The organism is Achromobacter sp. ACM02 (genome assembly GCF_014851605.1).
Lineage (GTDB): Bacteria > Pseudomonadota > Gammaproteobacteria > Burkholderiales > Burkholderiaceae_B > Achromobacter > Achromobacter aegrifaciens.
Genome location: NZ_JACUZY010000016.1, coordinates 1 through 26935, shown reverse-complemented (window position 1 = coordinate 26935; position 26935 = coordinate 1). Strand labels below are relative to the sequence as shown.

The following is a 26935-nucleotide window of genomic DNA, read 5'->3' as shown; positions in this document are numbered from 1 at the left end:
TTCAGAGATTGCGCAATTTGAGATGGGAGGCCAACAGGTGATTGGCGCTGAAGTACAGGCCCACGGCAGCCATCGCCAGGCCGAAGACGGCGGCGGAGTCGGCCCACTGCAGACCGCGCGATTGGCCCGCCGCGGAGATCAGCGCGGGCGCAGTCCACAGCGCCAGCGCCGCGTTGCGCAGCACCAGCCACCACGACAGCCCGCCACGTTGCGCGCCGCGCCCCGGCCCGCCGGCGGCGGGGCCGCCGCAGCCGCAATCGATGTCGCGATGCCCGCGCAGCAGATTGAAGGCCAGCGCCAGCGTCGCCGCCGCCAACACCAGCAGCGCCAGTTGCGCGCCCGCCGCCTGTCGTGCCGGCGCCAGCAGCAAGGCGCCGGACAGCGCTTCGCCCAGCACGAAGAGCCACGCGAACGCGCCGCTCCACCCCGCCGGCAGGATGCGGTAGGCCGACACGATAGCGGCGAAGCCCGCCATGTCCCTCAACTTTTCCAGCGCCCCCAGGAGCAGCACGCAGGCCAGCGCCGCGCTCGCGGCATACAGCAGCACGGGATCGTTCATCGCGCACCTCGCGGTTGCGGTTCGACCTGCAGCGCGGTTTCGCCGGCGGCCTGGATCGTGCCCTTGAGGACCGGCGCGGCCGGCGCGGCGTCGTAGACGTTCACGTTGCCGCCGTCGATCGTGTACAGGCGCGGCTGGTCGTCCTGCGAGACCGACATCGACAAGGCATTCTGGCCCGGCACCCGCGCCACCCGCTTGTGCGTGGCCAGGTCGTAGACCCAGATCTCGGCGGCCGGCGTCTTGTGCGAGCCCTCGGCGCCGTTGGGATGCATGCCCACATACAGCCGCTTGGCGGCCTTGTTGATGGCCAGCAGGTTGTAGCCGCCAGGGCGCCAGCCCTGGTCCTTGCCCGAAGCGTCCAGCAGGGACCAGGGCTTGCCGAAAGCCGCGTCCTTGCCGCTGAAGTCGGCGCTGTAGACATTGCCGTTGTAGGACACGAAGTAGTAGGTGTCGCCCAGGTTCTCGGTGTGCGTGAAGATGGGGTCCTTTTCGGGATCGAACATGGGCTGGCTGCGCTGCTGCCCCGCCGGCTTGCCGGCCTGGTCCAGGTCCACGGTAAGCAGCGCGCCGTCGCCGCAGATGCTGGCGAAGCTGCGCGGGCGCGACGGCAGCACGATGATGCTCCAGCACCCTGCCGCCGCGGTGACCTCGTCCGCGAACTGGCGCGTCTTCAGGTTCACCACCGTGACCGAGGACGCGGGCGTGGCGTTCTGCACGAACAGCAGTTCCCCGTCCGTGCTCTGCTGCAGATAGTTGCGGTAATTCAGCGCCTGGGCGCGTTTCTGCGGGATCGGCACCTCGTACTTGGGCGTGAGCGTTTCGGCGTCCCAGGCCTCCACCACGTCGGTACGCTTGCCGCGGTTCAAGCGCTCGTAGTAGGTCGTCATGACGTAGATGTCCTTGCCGTCCGCGGACACGGTCATGTGGCCGTTGAACGACGCGGGCACCATGCCCAGGAACTTCAAGGAGTCGCCGTCATAGATGTTGACCCGGCTGTCGACCAGGTGATTGAAGACGGCATCCATCACGTACAGCCGGTGCGGCGTGGCCGGCGGCAGGCGGGTGCCGCCCTTGAGCTCTTCCACGGGCAGATCCGCCCGGGCTAGCCCCGCCGACGCCGCCAGGACGGCGCATAGCGCCCACCGTCCGGCCCGCGATGCGCATGTTCTGGCGCTAGGCGCGTTCATCGATATTCTCCTGGTCTCATGGTCCGGTTCTCCTAGAACGCATAGACGTAGCGCAACTGCACGCCACGCATCCGCGGTCCGTTCTCGACCTTCAGGTCGTGGATGTACTGCATCTGAATCTGGTTGGCGTCGTTGATCTGATGCGTCAGTTCGACGGCCAGCTGGTGATTGCGCGCCCGCGTGGCGACGGTCTCGCCGGACGAGGTTTCCTTGCCGCCAGTCTCGTAGCGGTAACGGATGCCGGTGTAGGTATCGGGCGTCAGGTTGGTCGAAGCCAGCGCGAAGAAACGGAACGAGGGATCCTTCTTCAGCGTCTGCCCATACCAGTCCGTATTGCGGCCGTAGATCTCCACCTCGGCGATGGCTTCGAGATAGGTGGATTCGCCGAAGCCCTGCACGAACGCGAAATCCTGGATGGTGGACCAGCGGTTCTTGCCCGGAGACACGTCGGGACGCGAACCGTCATAACGGCCCACCGGCGCCACCACAAAGGGCTCCCAGGCGAACCAGGTCTTGGTCTGCTCGTTGTTGTACAGCCAGATGGCCGACCCGAGCGTCACGTCGCCGATACCGGTCTGGTGGTCGCCGGGCGCGCCCGGCAGGTCCAGCGAGGTCCGGTACATCGGCACGATGAATTCGAGCTGCATCGTCTTGCCGTAGAAGTCGCGATAGTGCATCTGGCGGTACACCAGCGCATTCACGTCGACGGACGCGCCGTCCACCCGCTGCCCCTCGGCATACAAGCCCGAGGATCGCAATCCCGCCAGATACCCGGCGATGATATTGGTGCCCACCGGCGCGGGTATCCAATCCCGCGCGCTGGGGTCTCCTGCCCATGCCGCCTGCGACGCTGCCGCGCACGCGAGCAACAGCGTGGCCCGTCGGCGGCCCCGGCTACCTGTCCTGCCTGCCATGTCTTCCCCTTGGTGTCATGAAAGCGCGGCCACCGGTATTTCCCGGCTTGGGCCGCGCGCTCATCGTTCTAGTAAGCGATGCAAACGGACTTCCGCTCCAGGTACATCTCCAGCACGGCGCGGCCGTGTTCGCGGCCGATGCCGGACTGCTTGAATCCGCCGAAAGGCATGTTGGGATCCAGCATGTTGTGCGTGTTCACCCAGACGGTGCCGGCATCGATGCGCGGGATCAGGCCTTGCACGCGGGAGAGATCGTTGCTCCAGAGGCTGGCGCCCAGGCCGTAAGCGCTGTCGTTGGCCAGCCGCACCGCATCGTCCAGCGTATCGAAGGGCTGCGCCACCACGACAGGTCCGAAGATCTCCTCGCGAACGATACGCGCCCCCGGCGGCACGTCCGCGAAAACGGTGGGCTGCACGAAGTAGCCCGAGCCGCTGCCGCTGCCTCCTCCCGCCAGCACCCGTCCGCCTTCGCTGCGTCCAAGGCCGATGTAGTCCATGACGCGCTTCTGGTGGCGGGCCGACACCAGCGGGCCGACCTGGGTGGCGGGGTCGAATCCGGACCCCAGCTTCATGCCGGCGGCCAGGTCCGCCAGTCCCTGGACGACCTTGGGATACAGGCCTTTTTGCACATACAGGCGCGAACCCGCCGTGCAAACCTGGCCCTGGTTGAAGAAAATGGCGGCCGCGGCGCCCTGCACCGCGCGGTCGACGTCGCAGTCGTCCAGCACGATCACGGGGGACTTGCCGCCCAGCTCCAGCGAAACCCGCTTCATGTCGTCCATCGCGGCGCGCCCGATGAGCTTGCCGACTTCGGTCGACCCCGTGAACGCGATCTTGTCCACGCCGGGATGCGCAACCAGCGCGGCGCCAGCGGTCTCGCCCCGGCCGGTCACGACGTTGACGACGCCGGGCGGAAAGCCCGCCTCCAGCACCAACTCGGCCAGGCGCAGCGCCGTCAACGGCGTTTCCTCGGCAGGCTTGAGCACCACGGTGCAGCCCGCCGCCAAGGCGGGCGCGATCTTCCAGATCGCCATCAACAGCGGAAAATTCCACGGAATGATCGCGGCCACCACGCCCACCGCCTGCGGCAAGGTATAGGCGCTGTACCGCACGCCCGGCGGAAACGGTATGGACAGCGACAGGGTGTCGCCCGTGATCTTGGTCGCCCACCCCGCCATGTAACGCAGCCACTGCGCGCCCGACCCGACTTCCAGGCCCTGCGCCACGCCCAGCAGCTTGCCGTTGTTCAGGGTTTCCAGACGGGCCAGTTCGGTGCCGTGCTGCTCGATCAGGTCGGCCAATTTCAGCAAGAGGCGTTCGCGCCCTGCAGGCAGCATGTCACGCCAGGGACCGGATCCGAAGGCGCGCCTGGCGGCCTGCACCGCCAGGTCCACCTGCTGCGGCCCGGCGTCGGGCTGATGGGCGATGACGTCGCCCGTGGCCGGATCATGGACGGCGATGGGCGCGCCTTGTCCTTCGCGCACCGGCTTGCCATCGATGAGCATGGCTTCCCGGATGGCGGCCAGTTCCGGGCGATCAGAACCGGCGTGGCCGGCGGCGCTTGCGCTTGCTGAAGACATTCGAAGCTCCAACGAAATGGTTGAAGCCAGGATAGCAACGGCCTTCCCGGAAGGCTTGTCGGACCGTGCATGGCGTTTTGTCATTCTGCGCACGGCAAAAAAAACCCGGCAACGCGCAGCGCGGTGCCGGGCCTGGCGCGGCGCCCTTGTGGGGCCCGCGCATCGCGGACGTCGGATCAGTCCAGCATCAGCACCGTGGCGCCGGTGGTCTTGCGCGCGGCCAGCGCGGTCTGGGCCTCGCCGGCCTGCTCCAGCGTGTAGCGCTGGTCGATGCGGACCTTGATCTTCTTCTTCAGGACCAGGTCGAACAGCTCCTCGGAGGCGGCTTGCAGCTTGGCCAGCGTGTTCACGTGCAGGCCCAGCGACGGGCGCGTCACGTACAGGCAGCCCTTCTGGTTCAGCGTCGCCAGGTTGACGCCAGACACGGGGCCGGACGCGTTGCCGAAGCTCACCATCAAGCCGCGCGGCTCGATGCAGTCCAGCGAGGTTTCCCAGGTGTCCTTGCCCACGCCGTCATACACCACCGGCACCTTCTTGCCGCCGGTCAGCTCGAGCACGCGCTCGGCCACGTTCTCGCGCGAGTAGTCGATGGTTTCCCAGGCGCCATTGGCGCGGGCCAGTTCGGCCTTCTCGGGGCTGGAGACGGTGCCGATCAGCTTCACGCCCAGGGCCTTGGCCCATTGGCACGCGATCAGGCCCACGCCGCCTGCGGCCGCGTGGAACAGGATGGTCTCGCCGCCTTGCAGACGGTAGGTCTGGCGGAACAGGTATTGCACCGTCAGGCCCTTGAGCATCAAAGCCGCGGCTTCGTCAAAGCCGATGCCCTTGGGCACCTTGACGACCTGCGCGGCCGGAACGTTGCGCGCCTTGGCGTAGGCGCCGATGGGGCTCTGGCCGTAGGCGACGCGGTCGCCCTTTTTCAGATGCGTGACGTCGGCGCCGACCGCGGTCACGACACCCGCGCCCTCGAAGCCCAGGCCGTGCGGCAACGCGTGGGGATACAAGCCCGTGCGGTAATAGATATCGATGAAGTTCAGGCCGGCGGCGTGCTGCTCGATCGTGACTTCATTGGCGGCGGGCGGAGGCACTTCCACCTCGACCAGCTTCAGGACTTCAGGACCACCGTGCTGCTCGATACGAATTGCCTTGACGAGATTGCTGGCCATGCTGGCCTCCTTTCATTGGAAAAAATGCTAACGAGAGCCTGTCTGCGGCCCCTGAACGAGAAAAATCAGATTCAACGCGATGGCCGGGTCCCGTCCTGCCTGGCGGACGCCAGCCTGCCGGCCCCGCCCCCCATCAGCACGAATACCCCTGCCAGCACCAACGCGGTCCCCGCCATCTGCCACACAGTGATGGGCTCTTGCAGAAACCACGACGCCAGAAACAGCACCGACACCGGCCCGATCATGCCCAGCAGCGACGCGGTGGGCGCGCCGATCAGCGCCACCGCCCACATCAGCATGAACACCGGCACCACGGTATTCAGCGTGGCGTGGATCACCGAATACCCGTAGACCCCGGCAGGCTGGATCAGCATGGACGGGGGATGCACGGCAAAGAACTGGATGATGCAGGCCACGCAAGACACCAGCATGGCATACGCCACCAGGCGCGTCGCCCCCAAGCGCTTGACCAGTTCCCCCGAACAGATCAGGTACACAGAATAGCTTGCGGCCGACCCGAAAACGAACAAAGACCCTAACAGCACCTCGCCGCCGCCGAAGGACAGGTCGTGGGCGAACACCAGCACCACCCCGGCATAGGACAGCGCCATGGCCATCCACTGGCGGCGCTCGACCGCGCGCTTGAACCAGAACGCCGACAGCAACACCACCAGCGAAGGCGACAGGAACAGGATCAGGCGCTCCAGGCTGGCGGTGATGTAGCGCAGCCCCAGAAAGTCCAGGAAGCTGGACAGGTAATAGCCCAGCAGGCCCAGCACGCAGACCTGCGCGCGCTCCTTCCAGGTCATCACGGGGATTTCGCCGCGCGCCGCGCGGCGCGACTGATGCCAGGCCACCGCAGCGAAGAACGGCATGGCGAACAGCATGCGGAAGGCAATGAGGGTGACCGCGTCGATGCCGTAGCGGTAAGTGAACTTCACCACGATGGCCTTGGCCGAGAACAGGACTGCGCCCAGGGTCGCCAGGAAAAAGCCGGCGGTGCGGTTGGAAAGGCGGAAGGACGGCGAAAGCTTGGCAAGGCGATTCATGCGATGATTTTATGTTCAGTGCAAAAACACCGCACGCCTTTACCCACGCTTTCTTCGCCATACGCCTGCCTCACGCATGACCCGACACCGCGCCCTCACCTACATCCACGTTGCCGCCGTGCTTTTCGGCCTGACCGGCGTGTTCGGCGAATTGATCCAGGCCAGCGCCGCCGTGATCACGCTGGGCCGGGCCGTCTTCGCGGTGCTCGCGCTGGGGCTGTTCGCCCGCATGCGCCGCAAGCCGCTCCTGGGCGCCCTGACGCCGGCGCAGCTGTTCGTGCTGGTAGTGTCCGGCGCCCTGCTGGCGGGCCACTGGGTCACTTTCTTCATCGCCGTGAAAGTCGGCGGCATCGCCATCGCCACGCTGGGTTTCGCCAGCTTCCCCGCTTTCATCACCTTGTTCGAGGGCCTGCTCTTCCGGGAACGCATCCGTCCGACCGAATGGCTGCTGCTGGGCCTGGTGACTGCAGGCCTGGTGCTGGTCACGCCCGCGTTCGACCTGGCCGACCAGGGCACCATCGGCCTGGCCTGGGGCCTGTTGTCGGGCCTGAGCTTCGCGCTGCTGGCGCTGAGCAACCGCCGTTCGGCCTCGGGCATGGACCCGATGCAGGTGGCCTGCTGGCAGAACCTGATCGTGGCGTTGGTAATGCTGCCCTTCGCCGTATCCCAGTTGCCTGCGCTGCCTGCGCTGGACTGGTTCTGGCTGGCGCTGCTGGGCATTTTCTGCACCGGCTTGTCGCACTATCTGTTCGTGTCCAGCCTGACGCGGCTGAACGCGCGCAGCGCCGGATTGGTCATCGCGCTGGAGCCGGTCTACGCCATCGCCTTCGCGTGGGCGCTGTTCAGCCAGGAGCCCACGCCGCGCATGATGGCGGGCGCCGCCCTGATCGTGGCCGCCATCGTCTGGTCGGGCCTGCGCAAGCAGGCGCCCGCCGCACAGCCGGACATCGCGGCGAAAACGCAGCCTTGACAATAACTGACTAGGCAGTAAAATTCGGCGCATATGACTGCTGCGCCTCCCACTTCTCCGTCCGACGGCCCCGTCCATTACCGCGCAGACGCCAGCTGCGTAATGGATGAAAACGCCGGCTTCCTGATCAAACTGGTTTCCAATTCCCTGAACCGGATGCTGGACCAGGAAATGGCCCCGCTGGAACTCACCGCGATGCAATGGCGTCCGGTGCTGCTGGTGTTCCAGGGCCGCGCCGATACGCCCGCTGAACTCGCCAGGCTTACAGGCATGGACACGGGCGCCATGACCCGCGCGTTGGACCGGCTGGAAGCCAAGGGACTGCTGCGCCGCAACCGGTGCCAGACAGACCGCCGGGTCGTCAAGATCGAACTCACCGAGATCGGCGAGGCCAAGGCGCGCGCGATCCCGCCCAATATCGCGCGGGTACTGAATTACCACCTGCGCGGGTTTTCCAGCGACGAAGTCGCGCAGCTCAAGCACCTGCTGCGCCGGATGATCGCCAACGGCTCCGCCTCGTCAGCCCCCCCAAACCGCTAAGGTCCGCCAGCGAACCCCGGCTTTCGGGGTTTTATTTGGCATAATGATTGCCTAGGCAAATACAGATCAATCAATTACTTTCAGCAAACAGTCAGGATGAAACGCCTTCTCACTACCGTATTGGTGCTGGCCCTGAGCGGTTGCGCATTGATGGAATCCGGCTCCGAGCCGGTGGCCGCGCTGGACGGCGCCAAGCTGGGGCTCACCAGCCAGGACACCGTCTGGCCCGAAACCCAATGGTGGCAGCGCTACGGCGATCCGCAGCTCAATGCCTTGCTGGACGAGGGCTTGGCCAACAACCCCTCGATGAGCGCGGCGCAAGCGCGCCTGGCCAAGGCCAATGCCGCCGTCGGCATCGCACGCGCCCCGCTGCTGCCCCGGGTGGATGCCAACTACACGCTGACCCGCGAACACCTGTCCAAGGACTACATCTACCCCGCTCCCATGGGCGGCTCGGTCGTCAGCGACAACCGGCTGGCGCTGGACTTCAGCTATGAGCTGGACTTCTGGGGCAAGAACCGGTCGCGCCTGCAAGCGGCCGTATCGCAGCAAGCCGCCGCCGCGGCCGATGCGCAGGCGGCGCGCAATCTGCTGGCCGGCGCCCTGGTCCGCGCCTACCTGAATCTGCAGAACGCCTTTGCCCAGCGTGACGTGCTCAACCGCGTACTGGCCCAACGCGCCGAGGTGCTGTCACTGACCCAAGGCCGCTACACGGCCGGGCTGGACACCCAGGTGGAAGTCAAACAGGCGGAATCGTCGCTGGCCGCCGGCAAGGTGGAACTGACCCAGACCGACACCACGTTGGCGCAGCTGCGCAATCAGGTCGCCGCGCTGGCCGGGGCCGGTCCGCAACGCGGGCAATCCTTGCAGCCGGTGGCGCTGACCGCTCCCGCCGGCGGCGTGCCCGCCAACGTGCCGCTGGACCTGCTGGGCCATCGCCCCGACGTCACCGCCGCGAAATGGCGCGCCGAAGCCGCCCGCCACGCCATCGACAGCGCCAAGGCCGAGTTCTACCCCAATGTGAACCTGGCGGCGTTCGTCGGCTTCCAGGCCATGGGCACCGGCAATCTGCTGGGCGCGGATGCCCGCATGGCCGGCTTCGGCCCGGCGGTCACGCTGCCGATCTTCCACGGCGGCGAATTGAACGCCAACCTGGCGGGCCGGCGCGCCGACGCCGACCTCGCGGTGTCGGACTACAACCAGACCGTGCTGGACGCCGTGCACCAGGTGGCCGATGCGCTCGACGGCCTGCGCCTGCTGGACCAGGAAAAGGCCCAGCAGCGCCAGGCCCGCGAAGCCATCGACGCCGCCTATGACCTGGCGGTCAAGCGCTACAAGGCCGGCATGGGCAACTACATCTCCGTGCTCATTGCGCAGACCGGCGTGCTGACACAGGCGCGACTGGACACCGATCTGCGCATCCGCGCCTATCAGCTGGACGCCAATCTCGCCAATGCGCTGGGCGGCGGCTACGCCCCCGCGGCCGAGCCGGCCCCCGCCACGAACTCCACCCATTGAACGCTCCCCGGACTCAGACGTCATGACCGCAGCCACTCCCGCCGCCAATCCCGCCCGCAAACGCCTGCTGCTGCTGGCAACCGGCGCCTTCATCCTCATCGCGATCGCTTACGGCATCTGGTGGGCGCTCTTCGGCGCTCATTTCGAGAGCACCGACGACGCCTACGTGCATGGCAACCTGGTGCAGATCACGCCGCAAGTGCCCGGCACGGTCGTGGCCATCGAGGCCGACGACACGGAAACCGTGGCCGCCGGCCAGCCGCTGGTGCGCCTGGACCCGGCCGACACCGACGTGGCCTTGCAGCAGGCCCAGGCCAAACTTGCGCAAACGGTGCGCCAGGTGCGCACCATCTACGTCCAGAACGACGCCCTGGCCGCCGACGTCGACCTGCGCAACGCCGACATCCTGCGCGCCCAGGCCGAACTGACCCGCGCGCAAAGCGACGTCAACCGCCGCCAGCAACTGGCCAAGTCCGGCGGCGTCAGCGGCGAAGAGATCCTGCACGCCGAAGCCGCGCTGAAGTCCGCCCAGTCAGGCCTGGCGCAAGCCCGCGCCGCGCTGGCAGCCTCCCGCGCCAAGCTGGCCACCAACCAGGCGTTGACCCAGGGCACCACGGTCGCCGACCACCCCGACGTGCAGCAGGCCGCAGCCGGCCTGCGCAACGCCTGGCTGGCGCAATCGCGCACCGTGCTGCCCGCTCCGGTGGGTGGCGTGGTGGCCCGGCGCAGCGTGCAGGTCGGCCAGCGCGTCGCGCCCGGTTCGGCCCTGATGACGGTGGTGCCGCTGGACCAGGTGTGGATCGAGGCCAATTTCAAGGAAGGCCAGCTGCGCAAGATGCGCATCGGCCAGCCGGCCAAGATGGTGGCCGACCTGTACGGCAGCTCGGTCACCTACCACGGCACCATCGCCGGCCTGGACGCCGGCACCGGCAGCGCCTTCGCCCTGCTGCCCGCGCAGAACGCCACCGGCAACTGGATCAAGGTGGTGCAACGCGTGCCGGTGCGCATCGCGCTGGACCCCGAGGACCTGAAGAAGCACCCGCTGCGCGTGGGCCTGTCGATGGACGTGGAAGTGGACGTGGGCAAGCAGGAAGGCGAACCGCTGACGCAGGCCGAACGCAAGGAGCCGGCCTGGTCGACGCGCGCCTTCGAGCCGGCCCATGACGAAGTCGACGCCATGATCAGCAAGATCATCGAGGCCAACCTCGCATCATGAGCGCAGCCAAGCAGCCCGCCGCCGCGCCGGCGCCCCCGCCCGGCGCCCACCCGCCGCTGGAAGGCGCGACCCGCATCATCGGGTCCATCGCGCTGTCCACGGCGGTGTTCATGAACGTGCTGGACACGTCCATCGCGAACGTGTCCATCCCGACCATCTCCGGCGATCTGGGCGTCAGCACCAGCCAGGGCACCTGGGTCATCACGTCGTTCGCCGTGGCCAACGCGATCACAGTGCCGCTCACGGGCTGGCTCACGCAGCGCTTTGGACAGGTGCGGCTGTTCCTGATCTCCACCCTGCTGTTCGTGCTGGCGTCATGGCTGTGCGGCTTTGCGCCCTCGCTGGAAGCGCTGATCGCGTTCCGCGTGCTGCAAGGCGCGGTCGCCGGGCCCATGATTCCGCTGTCGCAAGCGCTGATGCTGGCGAGTTTCCCCAAGTCCAAGGCGGGCATGGCGCTGGCGGTCTGGTCCATGACCACGCTGGTGGCGCCCGTCGCCGGGCCCTTGCTGGGCGGCTGGATCTCCGACAACTACACCTGGCCGTGGATCTTCTACATCAACGTGCCGGTGGGCCTGCTGGCCGCCTGGATCAGCTGGCGCATCTATGGCGACCGCGAATCGGTCACGCGCAAGCTGCCGATCGACAAGGTCGGGCTGGCGCTGCTGGTGGTGTGGGTAGGCGCGCTCCAGATCATGCTGGACAAGGGCAAGGAGCTGGACTGGTTCGCCAGCGGCACCATCATCGCGCTGGCCGCCACCGCGTTCGTCGCCTTCGTCTTCTTCCTGATCTGGGAGCTGACCGACGCCCACCCCGTGGTGGATCTGCGCCTGTTCAAGATCCGCAATTTCACGGTCGGCGCGCTGACGCTGGCGGTGGCCTACGGCGTCTTCTTCGGCAACGTGGTGCTGCTGCCGCTATGGCTGCAAAGCAACATGGGCTACACCGCGACCTACGCGGGGCTGGTGACCGCGCCGGTGGGCCTGCTGGCGATCCTGCTGACGCCCATCGTCGGCAAGATGCTGGCCACGCGCGATCCGCGGCAGATCGCGACGGTGGCGTTCCTGATCTTCGCGCTGGTGTGCTTCATGCGTTCTGGCTTCAACACCCAGACCGATGTCCGCACGCTGATGGTGCCGACCATCATCCAGGGCGCGGCCATGGCGACGTTCTTCGTGCCGCTTACGTCGATCACGCTGTCCAGCATCGAGCCGTGGCGCATTCCCGCGGCCTCGGGTCTGTCGAACTTCCTGCGCCTGACCGCGGGCGCGTTCGGCACGTCCATCGCCACCACCCTGTGGGAAAACCGCGCGACCATGCATCACGCGCAGCTCACCGAAGTCGCCAAGCCCGGCCAGCAGGCGTTCGACCAGACCATGGCGACGCTGCAGAACGGGCTGGGCGTGACGCATCAGCAAGCGCTGACGATGGTGGACGGACTGATCAATGCGCAAGCCTTCACGATGTCCGCGGTAGACGTGTTCTACGCCTCCGCGATCATCTTCCTGGCACTCACCGGCCTGGTCTGGTTCGCTCGTCCCCGGTCGGCCAAGGCGGGCGGCGGCGGCGCGGCCGAAGCGGCGGCCGGCGCCCACTGAGGCACAGCGCCAGGCCCCGGACCGATCTGCGTCCGGGGCCTGGCGGCACAAGAACGCTATTCCTTCAGCAAGACCTGCCAGTCGGCGCGCTCGATGACGTCGGCCGGCAAGGCGCTGGTGGGCGACAGGTTGAACACCGAGATGCCACGAGCGCGCCATTGCGCGGCGGCGAAGCGGAATGAGGGCTCGATCAGTTGCGCGAACTTGCGCGCCAGCCTGCTGGACTGGGGCGTCTGCCCTTCATCATAGAAGCGCAAGCCGTTCTGCAGCGTCAGATCCAGCCCGTGCGCGTAGACCTTGCGCGCGCCGCTGGATACCAGCACCTGTAATGCCGCATAAGCCACGGTGTCGGCGTCGAATACGCCCAGCTCCACATTGAAGCTGAACCCCATGCCCCGTTTCGCGTCCAGCAGCTGCACGTCGGGCGAGGCTGCCGCCATGCGCTGCAGCACGGACGGCGCGGAAATGCGCTGGTAGGCGCGCTCGGAGATCAGTTCGATGATGCAGATGCGGCAGCGGATCGACTCCTGCGGCAAGCCCTGCATGATGTAGCGCAAGACCTCGGGCAAGACGTACAGGGTCAGGTCGCGCGACACGATTTCGCGCACCAGGTCGATACGCTCACGGACGAAGTTCTGGTCGATGATGCAGTAATACTTGAACGGCAGGTCGAACTTGCGCGTCAGCATGATGGCGCCGTTCACGCCCATCGCCGCCCGGATATCCAGCCGATCATATGGAATCTGCGTGACCGACGGGCCGCTCAGGATCAGATGAACTTCCTTGTCGGCGGAATCGTATCCCTCGGCCAGCGGCGTGACCGGCTGCGACCTGCCAAAAGCTCGAAAACCGCTGATGGCGCCCGACCTGCCCCGCCAGATCCGGACGAAAGGCCATAAATGTTGATTGTGCCTCTGCGTGCGCGACCGTAGCACGCGAAACAGCTTGCGCACGAAACGGTCGGCCCGTCCGCTGCCCACCTGGGCAGCGGAGGAGGAAAAGACGGAATCGTCCATTGACTGGCCTGGGGGCCTTGCCGGCGACTTGCCTCAGCCCGCCGCGATCAGCGCGGCAATCGCGCTGCCGACGTCGGCGGTGGAGGCAGTGCCCTTCATGTCCCGGGTACGCGGACCTTCCGCCAGGACGGTTTCGATGGCCTTGACCACCGCAGCCGAAGCGTCCGGATAGCCAAGGAAGTCCAGCATCAGCGCGCCGCTCCAGATCTGGCCGATCGGGTTGGCGATGCCCTTGCCGTAGATGTCCGGCGCCGAACCATGCACCGGTTCGAACAGGGACGGGAACTTGCGTTCCGGGTTCAGGTTGGCCGAAGGCGCGATGCCGATGGTGCCCGTGCAGGCCGGTCCCAGGTCGGACAGGATGTCGCCGAACAAATTGGAAGCCACCACCACGTCGAACCAGTCGGGATGCTGCACGAAATGCGCGCACAGGATGTCGATGTGGTACTTGTCCCAGCGCACGTCCGGGTACTTCTCGCCCATCTCGGCCACGCGCTCGTCCCACCAGGGCATCGAAATGGAAATGCCATTGGACTTGGTGGCGGCGGTCAGGTGCTTGCCGCGCTTCTGCGCCAGTTCGAAGGCGAACTTGAGGACGCGGTCGGCGCCGATGCGCGTGAAGACGCTTTCCTGGATGACCACTTCGCGTTCGGTGCCCGCGAACAGGCGGCCGCCGCTGTTGGAGTATTCGCCTTCGGTGTTCTCGCGCACGATGAAGAAATCGATCTCGCCGGGCTGGCGGTCCTTCAGCGGAGAGGGCACGCCAGGCATCAGGCGCACCGGGCGCAGGTTGATGTACTGGTCGAACTCGCGGCGGAACTTGAACAGCGAGCCCCACAGCGCTTCGTGGTCAGGCACCGTGGCGGGCCAGCCGATGGAGCCGAAGAAAATCGCTTCGTGCTGGCCGATCTGCGCCTGCCAGTCGTCCGGCATCATCTTGCCGTGCTTGGCGTAGTAGTCGCAGCTCCAGTCGAAATGGTCCCACTGAAAATCGATGCCGAATCGCGTTGCGACCGCGTCCAGCACCTTCAAGCCCTCAGGCACGACTTCCTTGCCGATGCCGTCTCCAGGAATCACCGCAATCTTGTGTTTCTTTGCCACCACGTCTTCCTTTGTTTTCCTTGGATGCACTATGCGCGCCGCGGGTCTGAGCGGCCACGCGCAGCCTCCATATCATTGCACGGAAATGTTACTCGATACGGCCCCGAATCGGACGCGCCAGCCACTGCTGGCAGGCACGCAGGATCAGGATTTCAACGCCGGCCTTTCGAGCCCAGCAAGGAGCCCAAAATGCCCCGGGTCAGTTCACGCGCGATCGACCGGACCGTGCTCTTGGCCATGGTCTGCACCACGCCGTCGCGCTTGCCGCCGCGCGGCCCCGTCGACCCGAACAGAACCTCGTTCAGGCTGTCCATGAGGCCGCCACCCGATTCCTCGGCAGCGCCCTTGCCTGCGGGCTGCGCGGAACCGTTCCCGGCCGCGCCGGCCTGGTCCGCCGGCTTGGCCGCACGCCCGGCCAGCACTTCATAGGCGGACTCGCGGTCTATGGATTTCTCATACTTCGACGCCAGCGGACTGCCCTGGCGCAACGCCTGCCGCTCCGCGTCGGTCGCCGGGCCGATCCGGCTGGCCGGCGGCACGATGTAGGCGCGTTCGGTCGGCATTGGCCGCCCCTTGGGATCCAGCAAGGAAACCAGCGCCTCGCCCACGCCCAGCTCGGTGATGGCGGCCTCGATGTCCAGCCCCGGATTGGGACGCATCGTCTGGGCCGCCGTCTTCACGGCCTTCTGGTCGCGCGGCGTGAATGCCCGCAAGGCGTGCTGGACGCGGTTGCCCAATTGGCCCAGTACGGTGTCGGGGATGTCCAGCGGGTTCTGTGTCACGAAATAGACGCCCACGCCCTTGGAGCGGACCAGGCGCACCACCTGCTCGATCTTGTTCAGCAGAGCGGCGGGCGCATCGTTGAACAGCAGGTGGGCCTCATCGAAGAAAAACACCAGCTTGGGCTGGTCCATGTCGCCGACTTCGGGCAGCTTCTCGTACAGGTCCGCCAGCAGCCACAACAGGAAAATTGCATACAGGCGCGGCGCCTGCATCAGCTTGTCCGCGGCCAGCACGTTGACCATGCCGCGGCCCTGCGCATCCGTGCGCATCAGGTCGGCCACGTCGAGCATGGGTTCGCCGAAGAATTTCTCCGCACCCTGCGATTCCAGCGCCAGCAAGCCGCGCTGAATGGCGCCGATGCTGGCGGAAGACACATTCCCGTAACGTGTCTTCAGCTCCGAAGCGCGGTCGGCGACGTTCTGCAGCATGGCGCGCAGGTCCTTCAGGTCCAGCAGCAACTGGCCCTCGTCGTCGGCGACCTTGAAGACCAGCGTCAGCACGCCTTCCTGCGTGTCGTTCAATTCCAGGATGCGGGACAGCAGCAGCGGCCCCATGTCCGACACCGTGGCGCGCACCGGCAACCCCTGCTCGCCGAACACGTCCCACAGGGTGACGGGGCTGGCCGCCCAGGCCGGTTCGCTCAGGCCCAGGTTCTTCAGGCGTTCCAGCAGCTTGGGAGTCGCGGCGCCGGCCTGGGAAATGCCGGTCAGGTCGCCCTTGACGTCGGCCATGAACACCGGCGTGCCGATACGGGAGAAGGATTCGGCCAAAACCTGCAAGGTGACGGTCTTGCCGGTGCCCGTGGCCCCCGTGATGCAGCCGTGGCGGTTTGCCAGGGCGGGTAGCAGCGCCAATTCGGTCTGTGCATTCTTGGCGATGACGATGGGGTTGGGCATGTGCAGCTCTCCGGACCAGGGAATCAGATGGATGCCCAAGTGTAGAGCCTGCCGCGCCGCTTGTGCGCGTGGCAATATGGACACATGCGGTCCGCCCCCGGGCGCGCCGGGCGCTGGCACGGTAAAATGCCATTTTTGCAGACAAATTACCCTGGGAAGCCATGGCCGGACACAGCAAATGGGCCAATATTCAGCACCGCAAAGGGCGCCAAGACGCCAAGCGCGGAAAGCTCTGGACCAAGATCATTCGTGAAATCACCGTGGCGGCGCGTGCCGGCGGCCCTGACCCGGACAGCAACCCGCGCCTGCGCATGGCCTGGGACAAGGCCACCGACGCCAACATGCCCAAGGACAACATCCAGCGCGCCATCCAACGCGGCGCGGGCGGCGCCGACGGCGAGGCCTACGAAGAAGTCCGCTACGAAGGCTACGGCATCGGCGGCGCAGCCGTCATCGTCGACTGCATGACAGACAACCGCACCCGCACCGTCGCCGAAGTGCGCCACGCCTTCGCCAAGAACGGCGGCAACCTGGGCCAGGAAGGCTCGGTCGCCTTCATGTTCAAGCATTGCGGCCAATTCGTCTTCGCCCCCGGAACCTCGGAAGACAAGGTCATGGAAACCGCCCTCGAAGCCGGCGCGGAAGACGTGACGACCGACGAGGAAGGCGTGATCGAAGTGGTCTGCGCCCCGGCTGACTACGCCGCCGTGCGCGGCGCCTTCGACGCCGCCGGCCTGAAGGCCGAAGTGGACGGCATCGTCATGAAAGCCCTGAACGAGACCGAACTCGCCGGGGAAGACGCCATCAAGATGCAGAAACTGCTCGACGCCCTGGAAGGCCTGGACGACGTGCAGGAAGTCTATACGAACGTCGTTTTCGACGAAGCGCAGTAACTCCATTACCCCGGCGCCGGGCGGGCCTTGCCTGCCCGGCGCCACGCTGTCACCGGATCCGGGTCCGCCTGGATCCTGGCCTACTCCACGGGCTGGCGCCTTGCGGCGCTCGACTGGCAACCTAAAGAACCTCGCAACATGAAACTCCTGGTAATTGGCTCTGGCGGCCGAGAACACGCCCTCGCCTGGCGGCTGGCCCGCTCCCCGCGCGTCCACAAGGTATACGTCGCTCCCGGCAACGGCGGCACGCAACGCGCCGAACAGATCGAGAACGTCCCGTTCACCAATGCCGAGGAATTGGCCGATTTCGTGCAACGCGAAGGCGTCGCCCTGACCGTCGTCGGCCCTGAAGCCCCCCTGGCCGCTGGCGTCGTCGACGTGTTCCGCGCCCGCGGCCTGAAGATCTTCGGCCCCACCAAGGCCGCAGCGCAGCTGGAAAGCTCGAAGGACTACGCCAAGGCCTTCATGGTCCGGCACAACATCCCGACCGCCCGCTACGAAACCTTCACCGATCCGGCCAAGGCGCACGCCTACATCGACCAGGAAGGCGCTCCCATCGTGATCAAGGCCGATGGCCTGGCCGCCGGCAAGGGCGTGGTGGTCGCCGCCACGCTGGAAGAGGCGCATGCCGCCGTGGACGCCATGCTGGGCGACGGCTCCATGGGCGCCGCTGGCGCCCGCGTCGTCATCGAGGAATGCCTGGTGGGCGAAGAAGCCAGCTTCATCGTCATGTGCGACGGCCGCAACGTGCTGGCCCTGGCCACCAGCCAGGACCACAAGCGCCTGCAGGACGGCGACCAGGGTCCCAATACCGGCGGCATGGGCGCGTATTCGCCCGCGCCCATCGTCACCCCGGAACTGCACCACCGCATCATGCGCGAAATCATCCTGCCGACCGTGCAGGGCATGACGCGCGATGGCATCCCGTACACGGGCTTCCTGTACGCCGGCCTGATGATCGCCCCGGGCGACGACCCCGACCGCGAGATCAAGACCCTGGAATTCAACTGCCGCATGGGCGATCCTGAAACCCAGCCCATCATGATGCGCGTCAAGAGCGACCTGCTGGACGCCCTGGAGCATGCCGTCGACGGCACGCTCGACCAGGCCGACATCACCTGGGACCGCCGCACCGCCCTGGGCGCCGTGCTGGCCGCGCACAACTACCCCAACACGCCGCGCACCGGCGACGTCATCCGCGGCCTGCCCGCCGACGCCGAGGACTGCATGGTGTTCCACGCCGCCACCAAGCTCGACGGCGACGAAGTCAAGACCACCGGCGGCCGCGTGCTGTGCGTCACGGCGCTGGGCGACTCCGTCAAGATGGCCCGCGACCGCGTCTACGAAGCGATCGACGGCATCCACTTCGACGGCCGCCAGTATCGCAGCGACATCGGCTGGCGCGCGCTCAAGCCTTCGCAGCAGAAGTCCAAGCCCAACGCCTAGCCGGAACCGTCGATGAACGCCTTGCCCGTCTCTTCCGTCCGGGACTACCTCACCGGCTTGCAGGCCCGCATCGTCGGCGCCCTGGAAGCCGCCGAGGGCGCGGCCTTCCGTACCGACGAATGGGTCCGCCCCGAGGGCGGCGGCGGGCTGTCGCGCCTGCTGGAAGGCGGCTCGCTGTTCGAACGGGCCGGCGTGCTGTTCAGCCATGTCCAGGGCAGCAAGCTGCCGCCCTCGGCCAGCGCGCACCGCCCGGAACTGGCCGGCCGGTCCTGGGAAGCCATGGGCGTGTCCATGGTGCTGCACCCGCGCAATCCCTACGTGCCCACCACGCACATGAACGTGCGCATGTTCCTGGCGGCAGCCCGGCCCGGCCACGACGAGGCCGACGTCTTCTGGTTCGGCGGCGGCATCGACCTGACGCCCTACTATCCCTACGAGGAAGACGCCCGCCATTTCCACGCCACCTGCCGCGATGCCCTGGCCGGCCATGGCGCCGACTACTACCCGCGCTACAAGCGCTGGTGCGACGAGTACTTCTTCCTAAAACACCGCAATGAAACGCGCGGCGTGGGCGGCATCTTCTATGACGACCTGAACGCTCCCGGCTTTGACGCCTCGTTCGCGCTGACCCGATCGGTGGGCGACGCCTTCCTGCCGGCCTACATGCCGATCGTGGAACGCCGCCGCGACCAGGCCTACGGCGAGCGCGAGCGCGATTTCCAGGCCTACCGCCGCGGCCGCTATGTGGAATTCAACCTGGTCTTCGACCGCGGCACGCTGTTCGGCCTGCAGTCCGGCGGACGTACCGAGTCGATCCTGCTGTCCATGCCGCCGCTGGCGCAGTGGCGCTACGACTGGCAGCCCGAGGCAGGCACGCCCGAGGCCGAATTGGCCGCCTACCTCAAACCGCGGGACTGGGTTTGAAGCGCATCGGCCTGCTGGGCGGCAGTTTCGACCCCGTCCACGTCGCGCACATCGCCCTGGCGCAGAATGCCTTGCAGACGTTGGGCCTGGCCGAGGTGCAGCTCATCCCCGCGGCCAATCCCTGGCAACGCGCAGCGTTGCACGCCACGGCCGAACAACGCCGCGACATGCTGCAACTGGCCATCGCCGGCCATGCGGGCCTGGTGGTCAATCCCATCGAAATCGACCGCGGCGGCGCGACCTACACCATCGACACGCTGCGCGCCCTGCCCCAGGACGCGCGCTACGTCTGGCTGCTGGGCACCGACCAGTTGGCGAATTTCTGCACCTGGCGCGACTGGCAGGACATCGCCAGCCTGGTGGACCTGGCCGTGGCCACCCGCCCGGGCACGGCGCTCAGCGCCCCGCCGGCGCTGGCCGAACACCTGCGCGGCCAGGGACGCGAACTGCAGGAACTGCCTTTTGCTCCCATGCCGGTTTCGGCCTCGCAGATCCGCCAGCGCCTGGCGCAAGGCGAATCCACCGAAGGCCTGCTTGCCGCTCCGGTGGCCGCGTATATTGCGGCGCACCATCTTTACCGATAAACCTACACCCGCGGTGCGCTGAAAGCGCCACGGGGCCAGCATCCGCTGTCCGCCCGCGGGTTATATTTACTGACTATGGATATACAAAAACTCCAACGCGCCGTCATCGACGCCCTCGAAGACGTCAAGGCGCAAGACATCAAGGTCTACAACACCACGCATCTGACCAGCCTGTTCGATCGCGTCGTGATTGCAAGCGCCACCTCCAACCGCCAGACCCGCGCCCTCGCTTCCAGCGTGGCGGATCGCGGCCGTGCGCTCGATCTCTCCGGCATCACCATCGAAGGCGAAGACACGGGCGAATGGGTCGTGGTCGACCTGGGCGACGTGGTCGTGCACATCATGCAGCCCGCCATCCGCCAGTACTACAACCTGGAAGAGATCTGGGGCGGCAAGCCGGTGCGCGTGAAACTCCTGCCCGAGTCCACCCGCCCCGCGCCGGTCGCCAACGACGGCGCGCACGACGCCGAGTACTGAGCGCGCCGTGAAGCTGATCGTCGTGGCCGTGGGCACGCGCATGCCGGACTGGGTGCAAACCGCCTGGGACGACTACGCCAAGCGCCTGCCGGCCGACTGCGCGCTGGAACTGCGCGAAATCAAGCCTGAACCCCGCACCACCGGCAAGACGCCCGCCCAGATGATGGCGGCGGAAGCCAAGCGGATCGAAGCCGCCCTGCCCGCCAGCGTCTTGCGCCTGGCGCTGGACGAACGCGGACGCGACCTCACCACCATGGCGTTGTCGCAGAAGCTGGAACAATGGCGCGCCGGCGGTCAGGATGTTGCTTTTCTCGTCGGCGGCCCGGACGGGCTGGATGCCGACCTGAAGGCATCCTGTTCCGGCCAATTGCGCCTGTCGTCGCTGACGCTGCCGCACCCCATGGTGCGCGTGGTGCTGGCCGAACAGCTCTACCGGGCCTGGGCCATCATGACCAATCATCCCTACCACCGCGCCTGACCGCTGGCCGGGCCGGCGCCCATCCTGCTGACGCATGACCGACACCGCAACCTCCGCGCGCCTCTACCTTGCCTCCGCCAGTCCCCGGCGGCGCGAGCTGCTGACCCAGGTCGGCCTGGCCCACGAAGTCCTGCTCGTACCCGCCCCGCCGGGCGAGGACGAACCCCAACATCCCGGCGAAAGCGCCGCCGACTATGTCCAGCGCACTGCGCGCGACAAGGCCCTGCGCGGACGCGACTGGATGCTCAGCCAGGACCTGCCGCAACTGCCGCTGCTGGCCGCCGACACCACGGTCATCCTGGCGGGCGCAGTACTGGGCAAACCGGCCGACCGCGACGACGCCATGCGCATTCTGCGCGCGCTGTCCGGCTCCGCCCACGAAGTGCACACCGCCGTCGCCGTCTGGACTGGAAACCAGTTGCTGGAGGCCGTGTCCATCACCGAGGTCCGCATGCGCGCGCTGACGGATGAGGAACTCGGCCGCTACTGCGACAGCGGCGAGCCCTACGGCAAGGCCGGCGCCTATGGCATCCAGGGCCTGGCGGGCACGTTCGTTTCGCATATCGCCGGCAGCTATACCGGCGTGATGGGCCTGCCCTTGTTCGAAACCGCAAACCTGTTGCGCGCGGCAGGGATACAGGTGCCCTGAAAACCGCGGCCTCCGGTCGAAAAAAATCCCCCGAGACCGTCGAGGTCCGGGGGATTTTTTTCCGGCGGGCAGTCCTTCTTGCCGGGGCTTACAGCTGCATCAATAGTTGCGGCCGCCTGCAGGCACCCGCGGATCTACGCTGTTTCAGCCATGCTGCAGCGGCTGGCCCATGGGTACGCCGCCAGCCCTCGGCGCTTCCTGAACCGGAGCCGTGGCAGGCACGGGCACGGGCGTGGGCTGAAGCTCGCCCTCGAGCGCGGCATGCAGCTGCTCCTTATCCAGCTCCCCTTCCCAGCGCGCCACGACCACGGCGGCAGTCGCGTTGCCGACCAGGTTGGTCAGCGCGCGGCATTCCGACATGAAGCGGTCCACGCCCAGGATCAGCGCCATGCCGGCGACCGGAACGGAAGGCACCACCGACAGGGTTGCGGCCAGGGTGATGAAGCCTGCCCCGGTCACGCCCGCCGCGCCCTTGGAGCTCAGCATCGCCACCAGCAGCAGCAGGATCTGGTCGCCCAGCGACAGCGGAATATCGCAAGCCTGCGCGATGAACAGCGCCGCCATCGTCATGTAGATGTTGGTGCCGTCCAGGTTGAACGAGTAGCCGGTGGGTACGACCAACCCGACCACCGACTTCGAGCAGCCGGCGCGTTCCATCTTCTGCATCAGCGTGGGCAACGCGGCTTCGGACGAACTGGTGCCCAGCACCAGCAGCAGTTCTTCGCGGATGTAGCGCACCAGCTTCAGGATCGAAAAGCCGTTGTAGCGCGCCACCAGGCCCAGCACCACGACCACGAACAGCACCGAGGTTGCGTAAAACGTACCCACCAGCATCGCCAGATTGATGACGGACTTGATGCCGTACTTGCCGATGGTGAAGGCCATCGCGCCAAACGCGCCGATGGGCGCGGCCTTCATCAGGATGGCGACCAGCTTGAAGACGGGCTGTGCCAGGGCAGTCATGAAGTTCAGTATCGGCTGGCCGCGTTCGCCCACCATGGCCAGCGAAATGCCGAACAACACCGCCACGAACAGCACCTGGAGAATGTCGCCGCCCACGAACGGACTGAAGATCGTGGTCGGGATCACGTTCATCAGGAAGCCCGTGATGGTCGAGTCATGCGCCTTGGCCACGTAGCCCGAGACCGCCTTCTCGTCCAGCGTCTTGGGGTCGATGTGCATGCCGGCGCCCGGCTGGACGATATGGCTGACGATCATGCCTACGATCAACGCAAGCGTGGAGAACACCAGGAAGTACAGCATGGCCTTGCCCGCCACGCGGCCGACCTTCTTCAGGTCGCTCATCGCCGCGATGCCGGTGGCCACGGTCAGGAAGATCACCGGCGCGATGATCATCTTCACCAGCTTGATGAAGGCGTCGCCCAGCGGTTGCATCTGCTGGCCGAGCTCGGGTTTGAATGCGCCCAGCAGCACGCCCACCACGATGGCGAAAATCACCTGCACATAGAGGATTTGATAGAACTTGAGCTTGCGCGCGGGCGCGACTTGATCCACGTCGATCATTGGGATTGTCCCCACCAAGGCCCCTTGCTCCGGGCGGTTCAGCGCGGGCGTTGGGGCGTTATCTGTTTTCTGGCAAGCGCGTATCGCCGCAAGCCGATTTCACCCCGCAGGCAACGCCGCCGGGCTTGGCTTTACTAATGCAAGAGGCGTGCCAACATCGGCAGACCTTCCTCTTGCGCTCCAAGCCCTTGATCAAAAAAGGAATTTTTCTTCTCTCAGCGCACTGCCCCGACCTTTATTGGCGGAATTTCACACAAAAAAGAGATAGAATGTGCGAAAAACCGCACAACCCATGTCGACCCACTCCTCTCCCCGCGATGCCCGACCCGGCGTGGACCAGGCCAGAAAGCCGCGGCGCCCACGGAACACGCCTGTCTGGCCTTGGCCCTGGAAGGCCATCGCCATCCTGCTGGGTGTCGCGTTCGTCTATGGCGTACTGCACGCCGCCACGCTCTGGGCGCGCGACGGCGCGCTGAAGAATGCCGGGGAGCAGGCACGCGTGGCAGCCCAGCTCAACGCGGCATTGCTGCGCAACAACCTGGACAAATTCAGGGCGCTGCCCTTTGTCCTGACGCGCGATGTCGACGTGCGCGCGGCGCTGCAGGGAGGCTCGCACGTGCAGATCGAATCCCTGGACGACAAGCTCGATACGTTGAGCCGCGGCGTCGGCGCATCCGCCATCTATGTGCTGGACAAGAAGGGCCTTGCGATCGCTGCCAGCAACTGGCGTGAACCCGCCACGTTTGTCGGCGTGGACTACCAGTTTCGGCCCTATTTCCAGGGATCGGTAGCCCATGGCTCGGCCGAACACTTCGCTTTGGGCACGATCAGCCACGAAGCCGGGCTGTACTTGTCGCGACGCGTGGATGACGTCAACGGCGCCATGCTGGGCGTGGTCGTGCTGAAAGTGGATTTCCGGGACCTGGAGGCCGACTGGCGCCAATCGGTTTCGCCCATTTTCGTCACGGACGAGCATGGCGTAGTGCTATTGGGCAGTATCTCCGACTGGCGTTTCGATGTGCTGGCTCCGCTCACCCCAGACTTGGCCCGGGCCTTGCGCAGCAGCCTGCAATTCGGCGACGCGCCCTTTTTCCCGCTACCCTTGCGGCCGCAGCTACAAGCCATCAGCCACGGCCAGCTGGTGCGCGCCGACGTAACCCTGCCACAGATCCCCGCAGGCGCGCCGCTGGTGCACACGACGTTACCCATTGTCGAGTCCCCTGGTTGGACACTGCATCTGTTGTCGCCCGTGCAGACGGCCATCAACCAGGCTACCGCAAACGCCCAGCTGGGCGCGCTGCTTGCGCAGTGCGCGCTAGCCGCCTTGGTCGGCATCGTTCTCTTTCGCCGCCACCGCAACCGTGAGCGTGCCGAGCAGCAGGCCGCCATCCACGAACAGCTGGCCTCGCTGGTCGATGAACGCACGGCTCAGCTGCTGCAAGTCAACGAACAACTGGTCGATGAGATGGACGAGCGCCAACGCACCGCCGCCCGTTTGCACACCATGCAAGAAGAACTGGTCCAGGCCAGCAAGCTCGCCCTGCTGGGACAGGTGGCAGCCGGCGTGGCGCACGAGATCAACCAGCCTGTCGCGGCCATACGCGCCTATGCGGACAACGCCGCCGAGTTCCTGCGCAGGCAAGATGAAGGCTCGGCGCAGGAAAACCTGGGTACCATCGCCGCGTTGACGGAGCGGATCGGCCACATCACCGGAGAATTGCGCGCCTTTTCGCGCAAGGCCGACACGTCCATCGGTCCCGCGAACCTGAAGGATTGTCTGGAGGGCGCGCTGTTGCTGGTTGCGCCGCGCGCGCGGCGCCAGGGCATCGCCCTGCAACGTCCGCCCGCGGGTCAGAATTACCGGGTGCTGGCCAATCGCATACGGCTGGAACAGGTGCTGGTGAATCTGCTGCAAAACGCGATGGAAGCGCTGGAAGGCCGGCCCGACGGCCGCATCGTCGTGGCGCTGCAGGACCTGGGCGCGACCGTGCAGGTCTACGTCAGCGACAACGGTCCCGGCCTGTCGGCCGAGGCGCGGGCGCACCTGTTTACTCCCTTCTATACGACCAAGGCCGAAGGACTCGGACTGGGGCTGGTCATCTGCCGCGACATCGTCACCGAATTCGGTGGCGACCTGATCGCCGCCGGCCCGGCCGATCCCGTCTTTCCCGCTCCGCATGCCCCGGGCTGCGGAGCCATGTTCATCCTGACGTTACGCAAGGCGTCTGGCCAGCAACACGCTACCGAGCTACACCATGAACCGCGCTCCTGAATTTCCGCCAGCCGCGCCGGCATCCATTGACGACAGCCAGCGCCAGCCGTTTTTGCCGCGTGCGGTATTCATCGACGACGACGACGAACTGCTGCGCGCCAATACGCAGACGCTGAAGCTGCACGGCATCGCCGTGGACGCGCATGCCAGCGCACGCTCTGCCCTGCCCACACTAACGCGCGATTTCGACGGCGTGGTCGTCAGCGATATACGCATGCCCGACATGGACGGCCTGCAACTCTTCCAGCGCTTGCGGGACATAGACCCCGACATCCCCGTCATTCTGATCACCGGCCATGGCGACATCGCCACGGCCGTGCAATGCATGCGCGACGGCGCCTATGACTTCCTGGCCAAACCCTATGCCGCCGACAGGCTGATCACCGCCATCATGCACGCTGCGGAAAAGCGCCATCTCGTGCTGGAAAACCGCCGGCTGCGCGAAGCCGCGTTCGCCGTCCAGGCCGACGAGGTGCCTTTCATCGGCACGACGCCGGCCATGCAGCGCATCAAGCAAACGCTGCGGCATATCGCGGATGCCGACGTGGACGTACTGGTCGAAGGCGAGACCGGAACCGGCAAGGAAGTCGTTGCCACCGCCTTGCATCGCCTGAGCCGCCGCAGGCACCGCGCGCTGGTCGCGATCAACTGCGGCGCCCTGCCTGAAAGCGTCATCGAAAGCGAGCTCTTCGGCCACGAGCCCGGCGCCTTCACCGGCGCCCAAAAGAAGCGTATCGGCCGGATCGAGCATGCCAGCGGCGGTACGCTATTCCTGGACGAGATCGAAAGCATGCCGCTGGCGGTGCAGGTCAAGCTGCTGCGCGTGCTCGAATCTCGCCAGATCACTCCTCTGGGCAGCAACGAAGTGCGCAATCTGGACCTGCGCGTGGTCGCCGCCACCAAGGAAGACCTGGGCAGTCCAGCCATACGCGCCAAGTTTCGCGAAGACCTGTTCTACCGCCTCAATGTGGTCACCATCCGGATTCCGCCGCTGCGTGAACGCCGCGAGGACATTCCGCTGCTGTTCGCCCACTACCTCGGCCACGCATCGCGCCGCTTCCAGCGCGACATCCCGGAAATGCCGGCGTCCATCAAACAACATCTCATGACGCACGACTGGCCCGGCAACGTGCGTGAACTTGCGCATTTCGCCGAGCGGGTCGTGCTTGGCGTGTTGAATATCCCTGCCCCGCCAACCGCCGTGGCCCAAGACGCCGCGTCAAGCCTGCCGGAACGGATGGAGCGCTTCGAAGCGCAGCTCATCCGCGAGGCGCTCCAGGCGCACCAAGGCGACATCAAGGCCACCCTGGAGTCCCTGGGCATTCCGCGCAAGACCTTCTATGACAAGCTGCAGCGCCACGGCATAGACCGCCAGCAATACACGCAGCAGTAGGCCGTTCAGCGCCCAGATTGCCGGCAGTAAAACAAAACCCCTCGCAGGATATTCCTGCGAGGGGTTTTTCATTGGGATTGCGGCTGGTGGTATCGCGCGAGAGATCCCGAGCGCAATACATTCGGTCGCCACAAAGACAAAACCCCACAGGGGTTACCTGTGGGGTTCTGCGGAATAAAAGCTTGACGATGACCTACTTTCACAG

At 66.3% G+C, this 26935-nt stretch carries 24 protein-coding genes; 14 read left to right on the top strand and 10 right to left on the bottom strand.

The annotated features are described in order from the left end of the window. Position 1 precedes the first annotated feature (1 nt). The 6 genes from IB258_RS29835 to IB258_RS29810 form a co-directional block, all read right to left on the bottom strand. Entirely contained in the window at positions 2 to 559 is a 558-nt protein-coding gene (locus IB258_RS29835; protein WP_054458735.1) for a MauE/DoxX family redox-associated membrane protein, read from the bottom strand. After that, positions 556 to 1746 carry an amine dehydrogenase large subunit gene (locus IB258_RS29830; RefSeq protein ID WP_054458736.1) on the bottom strand — a complete coding sequence of 397 codons (1191 nt, stop codon included), beginning with the start codon at positions 1744 to 1746 and terminating at the stop codon, positions 556 to 558. Before IB258_RS29830 ends, IB258_RS29835 begins: the two co-directional genes overlap by 4 nt. Positions 1747 to 1778: 32 nt before the next feature. Further along, positions 1779 to 2660: a transporter gene (locus tag IB258_RS29825; protein WP_054458738.1), complete on the bottom strand. Its 882-nt coding sequence runs from the start codon at positions 2658 to 2660 to the stop codon at positions 1779 to 1781. A gap of 68 nt (positions 2661 to 2728) precedes the next feature. Next, positions 2729 to 4240 carry a phenylacetaldehyde dehydrogenase StyD gene (styD, locus tag IB258_RS29820; RefSeq protein ID WP_175164230.1) on the bottom strand — a complete coding sequence of 504 codons (1512 nt, stop codon included), beginning with the start codon at positions 4238 to 4240 and terminating at the stop codon, positions 2729 to 2731. Positions 4241 to 4416: 176 nt separating this feature from the next. Beyond that, a complete protein-coding gene (locus tag IB258_RS29815; RefSeq protein WP_054458742.1) occupies positions 4417 to 5406 on the bottom strand; it encodes a quinone oxidoreductase in 990 nt (329 codons plus the stop codon). A gap of 71 nt (positions 5407 to 5477) precedes the next feature. Beyond that, positions 5478 to 6455, bottom strand: coding sequence for a DMT family transporter (locus IB258_RS29810; protein ID WP_175164228.1), 978 nt, complete (start codon positions 6453 to 6455; stop codon positions 5478 to 5480). Positions 6456 to 6531: 76 nt separating this feature from the next. Between IB258_RS29810 and IB258_RS29805 the strand changes: the two genes are divergently transcribed. The 5 genes from IB258_RS29805 to IB258_RS29785 all read left to right on the top strand — a co-directional run bounded on the left by IB258_RS29805 (position 6532) and on the right by IB258_RS29785 (position 12294). Beyond that, positions 6532 to 7425: a DMT family transporter gene (locus tag IB258_RS29805; protein WP_054458744.1), complete on the top strand. Its 894-nt coding sequence runs from the start codon at positions 6532 to 6534 to the stop codon at positions 7423 to 7425. Between the two features lie 33 nt (positions 7426 to 7458). Continuing rightward, on the top strand, positions 7459 to 7965 hold the full coding sequence (locus IB258_RS29800; RefSeq protein ID WP_125473726.1) for a MarR family winged helix-turn-helix transcriptional regulator: 507 nt from the start codon (positions 7459 to 7461) through the stop codon (positions 7963 to 7965). 96 nt (positions 7966 to 8061) lie between these two features. Beyond that, positions 8062 to 9483, top strand: a complete 1422-nt coding sequence (locus tag IB258_RS29795; protein ID WP_054458748.1) for an efflux transporter outer membrane subunit — start codon at positions 8062 to 8064, stop codon at positions 9481 to 9483. A gap of 22 nt (positions 9484 to 9505) precedes the next feature. Next, the gene (locus IB258_RS29790; protein WP_119451017.1) at positions 9506 to 10699 is read left to right on the top strand and encodes an efflux RND transporter periplasmic adaptor subunit; all 1194 of its coding nucleotides are present in this window, start codon (positions 9506 to 9508) and stop codon (positions 10697 to 10699) included. Beyond that, a complete protein-coding gene (locus IB258_RS29785; RefSeq protein WP_054458751.1) occupies positions 10696 to 12294 on the top strand; it encodes a DHA2 family efflux MFS transporter permease subunit in 1599 nt (532 codons plus the stop codon). The genes IB258_RS29790 and IB258_RS29785 overlap by 4 nt, the downstream gene beginning before the upstream one ends. A gap of 56 nt (positions 12295 to 12350) precedes the next feature. Here IB258_RS29785 and IB258_RS29780 read toward each other — a convergent pair whose 3' ends face one another. The 3 genes from IB258_RS29780 to IB258_RS29770 form a co-directional block, all read right to left on the bottom strand. After that, positions 12351 to 13310 (bottom strand): hypothetical protein, encoded by a 960-nt coding sequence (locus IB258_RS29780; protein WP_192331031.1) that lies wholly within the window; start codon positions 13308 to 13310, stop codon positions 12351 to 12353. Between the two features lie 33 nt (positions 13311 to 13343). Next, on the bottom strand, positions 13344 to 14411 hold the full coding sequence (locus IB258_RS29775) for a tartrate dehydrogenase (protein WP_054458781.1): 1068 nt from the start codon (positions 14409 to 14411) through the stop codon (positions 13344 to 13346). Positions 14412 to 14563: 152 nt separating this feature from the next. Further along, entirely contained in the window at positions 14564 to 16090 is a 1527-nt protein-coding gene (locus tag IB258_RS29770) for a helicase HerA-like C-terminal domain-containing protein (protein WP_175164218.1), read from the bottom strand. Positions 16091 to 16251: 161 nt separating this feature from the next. Between IB258_RS29770 and IB258_RS29765 the strand changes: the two genes are divergently transcribed. From IB258_RS29765 to IB258_RS29735, 7 genes are all read left to right on the top strand, one after another. Next, entirely contained in the window at positions 16252 to 16983 is a 732-nt protein-coding gene (locus IB258_RS29765) for a YebC/PmpR family DNA-binding transcriptional regulator (RefSeq protein WP_054458755.1), read from the top strand. 138 nt (positions 16984 to 17121) lie between these two features. Further along, positions 17122 to 18429, top strand: coding sequence for a phosphoribosylamine--glycine ligase (gene purD, locus IB258_RS29760; protein ID WP_054458757.1), 1308 nt, complete (start codon positions 17122 to 17124; stop codon positions 18427 to 18429). 12 nt (positions 18430 to 18441) lie between these two features. Next, positions 18442 to 19353 carry an oxygen-dependent coproporphyrinogen oxidase gene (hemF, locus tag IB258_RS29755; protein WP_054458759.1) on the top strand — a complete coding sequence of 304 codons (912 nt, stop codon included), beginning with the start codon at positions 18442 to 18444 and terminating at the stop codon, positions 19351 to 19353. Beyond that, a complete protein-coding gene (nadD, locus tag IB258_RS29750; RefSeq protein WP_054458761.1) occupies positions 19350 to 19937 on the top strand; it encodes a nicotinate (nicotinamide) nucleotide adenylyltransferase in 588 nt (195 codons plus the stop codon). The genes hemF and nadD overlap by 4 nt, the downstream gene beginning before the upstream one ends. A gap of 75 nt (positions 19938 to 20012) precedes the next feature. Then, a complete protein-coding gene (rsfS, locus tag IB258_RS29745) occupies positions 20013 to 20414 on the top strand; it encodes a ribosome silencing factor (RefSeq protein WP_013392761.1) in 402 nt (133 codons plus the stop codon). Positions 20415 to 20421: 7 nt separating this feature from the next. After that, entirely contained in the window at positions 20422 to 20892 is a 471-nt protein-coding gene (rlmH, locus tag IB258_RS29740) for a 23S rRNA (pseudouridine(1915)-N(3))-methyltransferase RlmH (RefSeq protein WP_054458762.1), read from the top strand. A 34-nt stretch (positions 20893 to 20926) separates the two neighbouring features. After that, positions 20927 to 21541, top strand: coding sequence for a nucleoside triphosphate pyrophosphatase (locus IB258_RS29735; protein WP_054458764.1), 615 nt, complete (start codon positions 20927 to 20929; stop codon positions 21539 to 21541). A gap of 144 nt (positions 21542 to 21685) precedes the next feature. Here IB258_RS29735 and IB258_RS29730 read toward each other — a convergent pair whose 3' ends face one another. Beyond that, on the bottom strand, positions 21686 to 23065 hold the full coding sequence (locus IB258_RS29730) for a dicarboxylate/amino acid:cation symporter (protein WP_175214404.1): 1380 nt from the start codon (positions 23063 to 23065) through the stop codon (positions 21686 to 21688). A gap of 292 nt (positions 23066 to 23357) precedes the next feature. On the opposite strand from IB258_RS29730, the gene IB258_RS29725 reads away from it, so the two are divergent. Both IB258_RS29725 and IB258_RS29720 read left to right on the top strand, forming a co-directional pair. Next, entirely contained in the window at positions 23358 to 25337 is a 1980-nt protein-coding gene (locus IB258_RS29725; protein ID WP_192353577.1) for an ATP-binding protein, read from the top strand. Next, positions 25321 to 26730 carry a sigma-54 dependent transcriptional regulator gene (locus IB258_RS29720; RefSeq protein ID WP_175164210.1) on the top strand — a complete coding sequence of 470 codons (1410 nt, stop codon included), beginning with the start codon at positions 25321 to 25323 and terminating at the stop codon, positions 26728 to 26730. Before IB258_RS29725 ends, IB258_RS29720 begins: the two co-directional genes overlap by 17 nt. Positions 26731 to 26935 lie beyond the last annotated feature (205 nt).

What these genes read in the sequence shown, in the direction of transcription:
- IB258_RS29730 (WP_175214404.1), bottom strand. Translation starts at nt 23,065, where the DNA reads ATGATCGACGTGGATCAAGTCGCGCCCGCGCGCAAGCTCAAGTTCTAT.
- IB258_RS29825 (WP_054458738.1), bottom strand. Translation starts at nt 2,660, where the DNA reads ATGGCAGGCAGGACAGGTAGCCGGGGCCGCCGACGGGCCACGCTGTTG.
- rsfS (WP_013392761.1), top strand. Translation starts at nt 20,013, where the DNA reads ATGGATATACAAAAACTCCAACGCGCCGTCATCGACGCCCTCGAAGAC.
- IB258_RS29735 (WP_054458764.1), top strand. Translation starts at nt 20,927, where the DNA reads ATGACCGACACCGCAACCTCCGCGCGCCTCTACCTTGCCTCCGCCAGT.
- IB258_RS29795 (WP_054458748.1), top strand. Translation starts at nt 8,062, where the DNA reads ATGAAACGCCTTCTCACTACCGTATTGGTGCTGGCCCTGAGCGGTTGC.
- IB258_RS29810 (WP_175164228.1), bottom strand. Translation starts at nt 6,455, where the DNA reads ATGAATCGCCTTGCCAAGCTTTCGCCGTCCTTCCGCCTTTCCAACCGC.
- IB258_RS29725 (WP_192353577.1), top strand. Translation starts at nt 23,358, where the DNA reads ATGTCGACCCACTCCTCTCCCCGCGATGCCCGACCCGGCGTGGACCAG.
- styD (WP_175164230.1), bottom strand. Translation starts at nt 4,240, where the DNA reads ATGTCTTCAGCAAGCGCAAGCGCCGCCGGCCACGCCGGTTCTGATCGC.
- IB258_RS29780 (WP_192331031.1), bottom strand. Translation starts at nt 13,310, where the DNA reads ATGGACGATTCCGTCTTTTCCTCCTCCGCTGCCCAGGTGGGCAGCGGA.
- IB258_RS29800 (WP_125473726.1), top strand. Translation starts at nt 7,459, where the DNA reads ATGACTGCTGCGCCTCCCACTTCTCCGTCCGACGGCCCCGTCCATTAC.
- IB258_RS29805 (WP_054458744.1), top strand. Translation starts at nt 6,532, where the DNA reads ATGACCCGACACCGCGCCCTCACCTACATCCACGTTGCCGCCGTGCTT.
- IB258_RS29785 (WP_054458751.1), top strand. Translation starts at nt 10,696, where the DNA reads ATGAGCGCAGCCAAGCAGCCCGCCGCCGCGCCGGCGCCCCCGCCCGGC.
- hemF (WP_054458759.1), top strand. Translation starts at nt 18,442, where the DNA reads ATGAACGCCTTGCCCGTCTCTTCCGTCCGGGACTACCTCACCGGCTTG.
- IB258_RS29720 (WP_175164210.1), top strand. Translation starts at nt 25,321, where the DNA reads ATGAACCGCGCTCCTGAATTTCCGCCAGCCGCGCCGGCATCCATTGAC.
- IB258_RS29765 (WP_054458755.1), top strand. Translation starts at nt 16,252, where the DNA reads ATGGCCGGACACAGCAAATGGGCCAATATTCAGCACCGCAAAGGGCGC.
- IB258_RS29830 (WP_054458736.1), bottom strand. Translation starts at nt 1,746, where the DNA reads ATGAACGCGCCTAGCGCCAGAACATGCGCATCGCGGGCCGGACGGTGG.
- IB258_RS29835 (WP_054458735.1), bottom strand. Translation starts at nt 559, where the DNA reads ATGAACGATCCCGTGCTGCTGTATGCCGCGAGCGCGGCGCTGGCCTGC.
- IB258_RS29815 (WP_054458742.1), bottom strand. Translation starts at nt 5,406, where the DNA reads ATGGCCAGCAATCTCGTCAAGGCAATTCGTATCGAGCAGCACGGTGGT.
- purD (WP_054458757.1), top strand. Translation starts at nt 17,122, where the DNA reads ATGAAACTCCTGGTAATTGGCTCTGGCGGCCGAGAACACGCCCTCGCC.
- IB258_RS29790 (WP_119451017.1), top strand. Translation starts at nt 9,506, where the DNA reads ATGACCGCAGCCACTCCCGCCGCCAATCCCGCCCGCAAACGCCTGCTG.
- IB258_RS29770 (WP_175164218.1), bottom strand. Translation starts at nt 16,090, where the DNA reads ATGCCCAACCCCATCGTCATCGCCAAGAATGCACAGACCGAATTGGCG.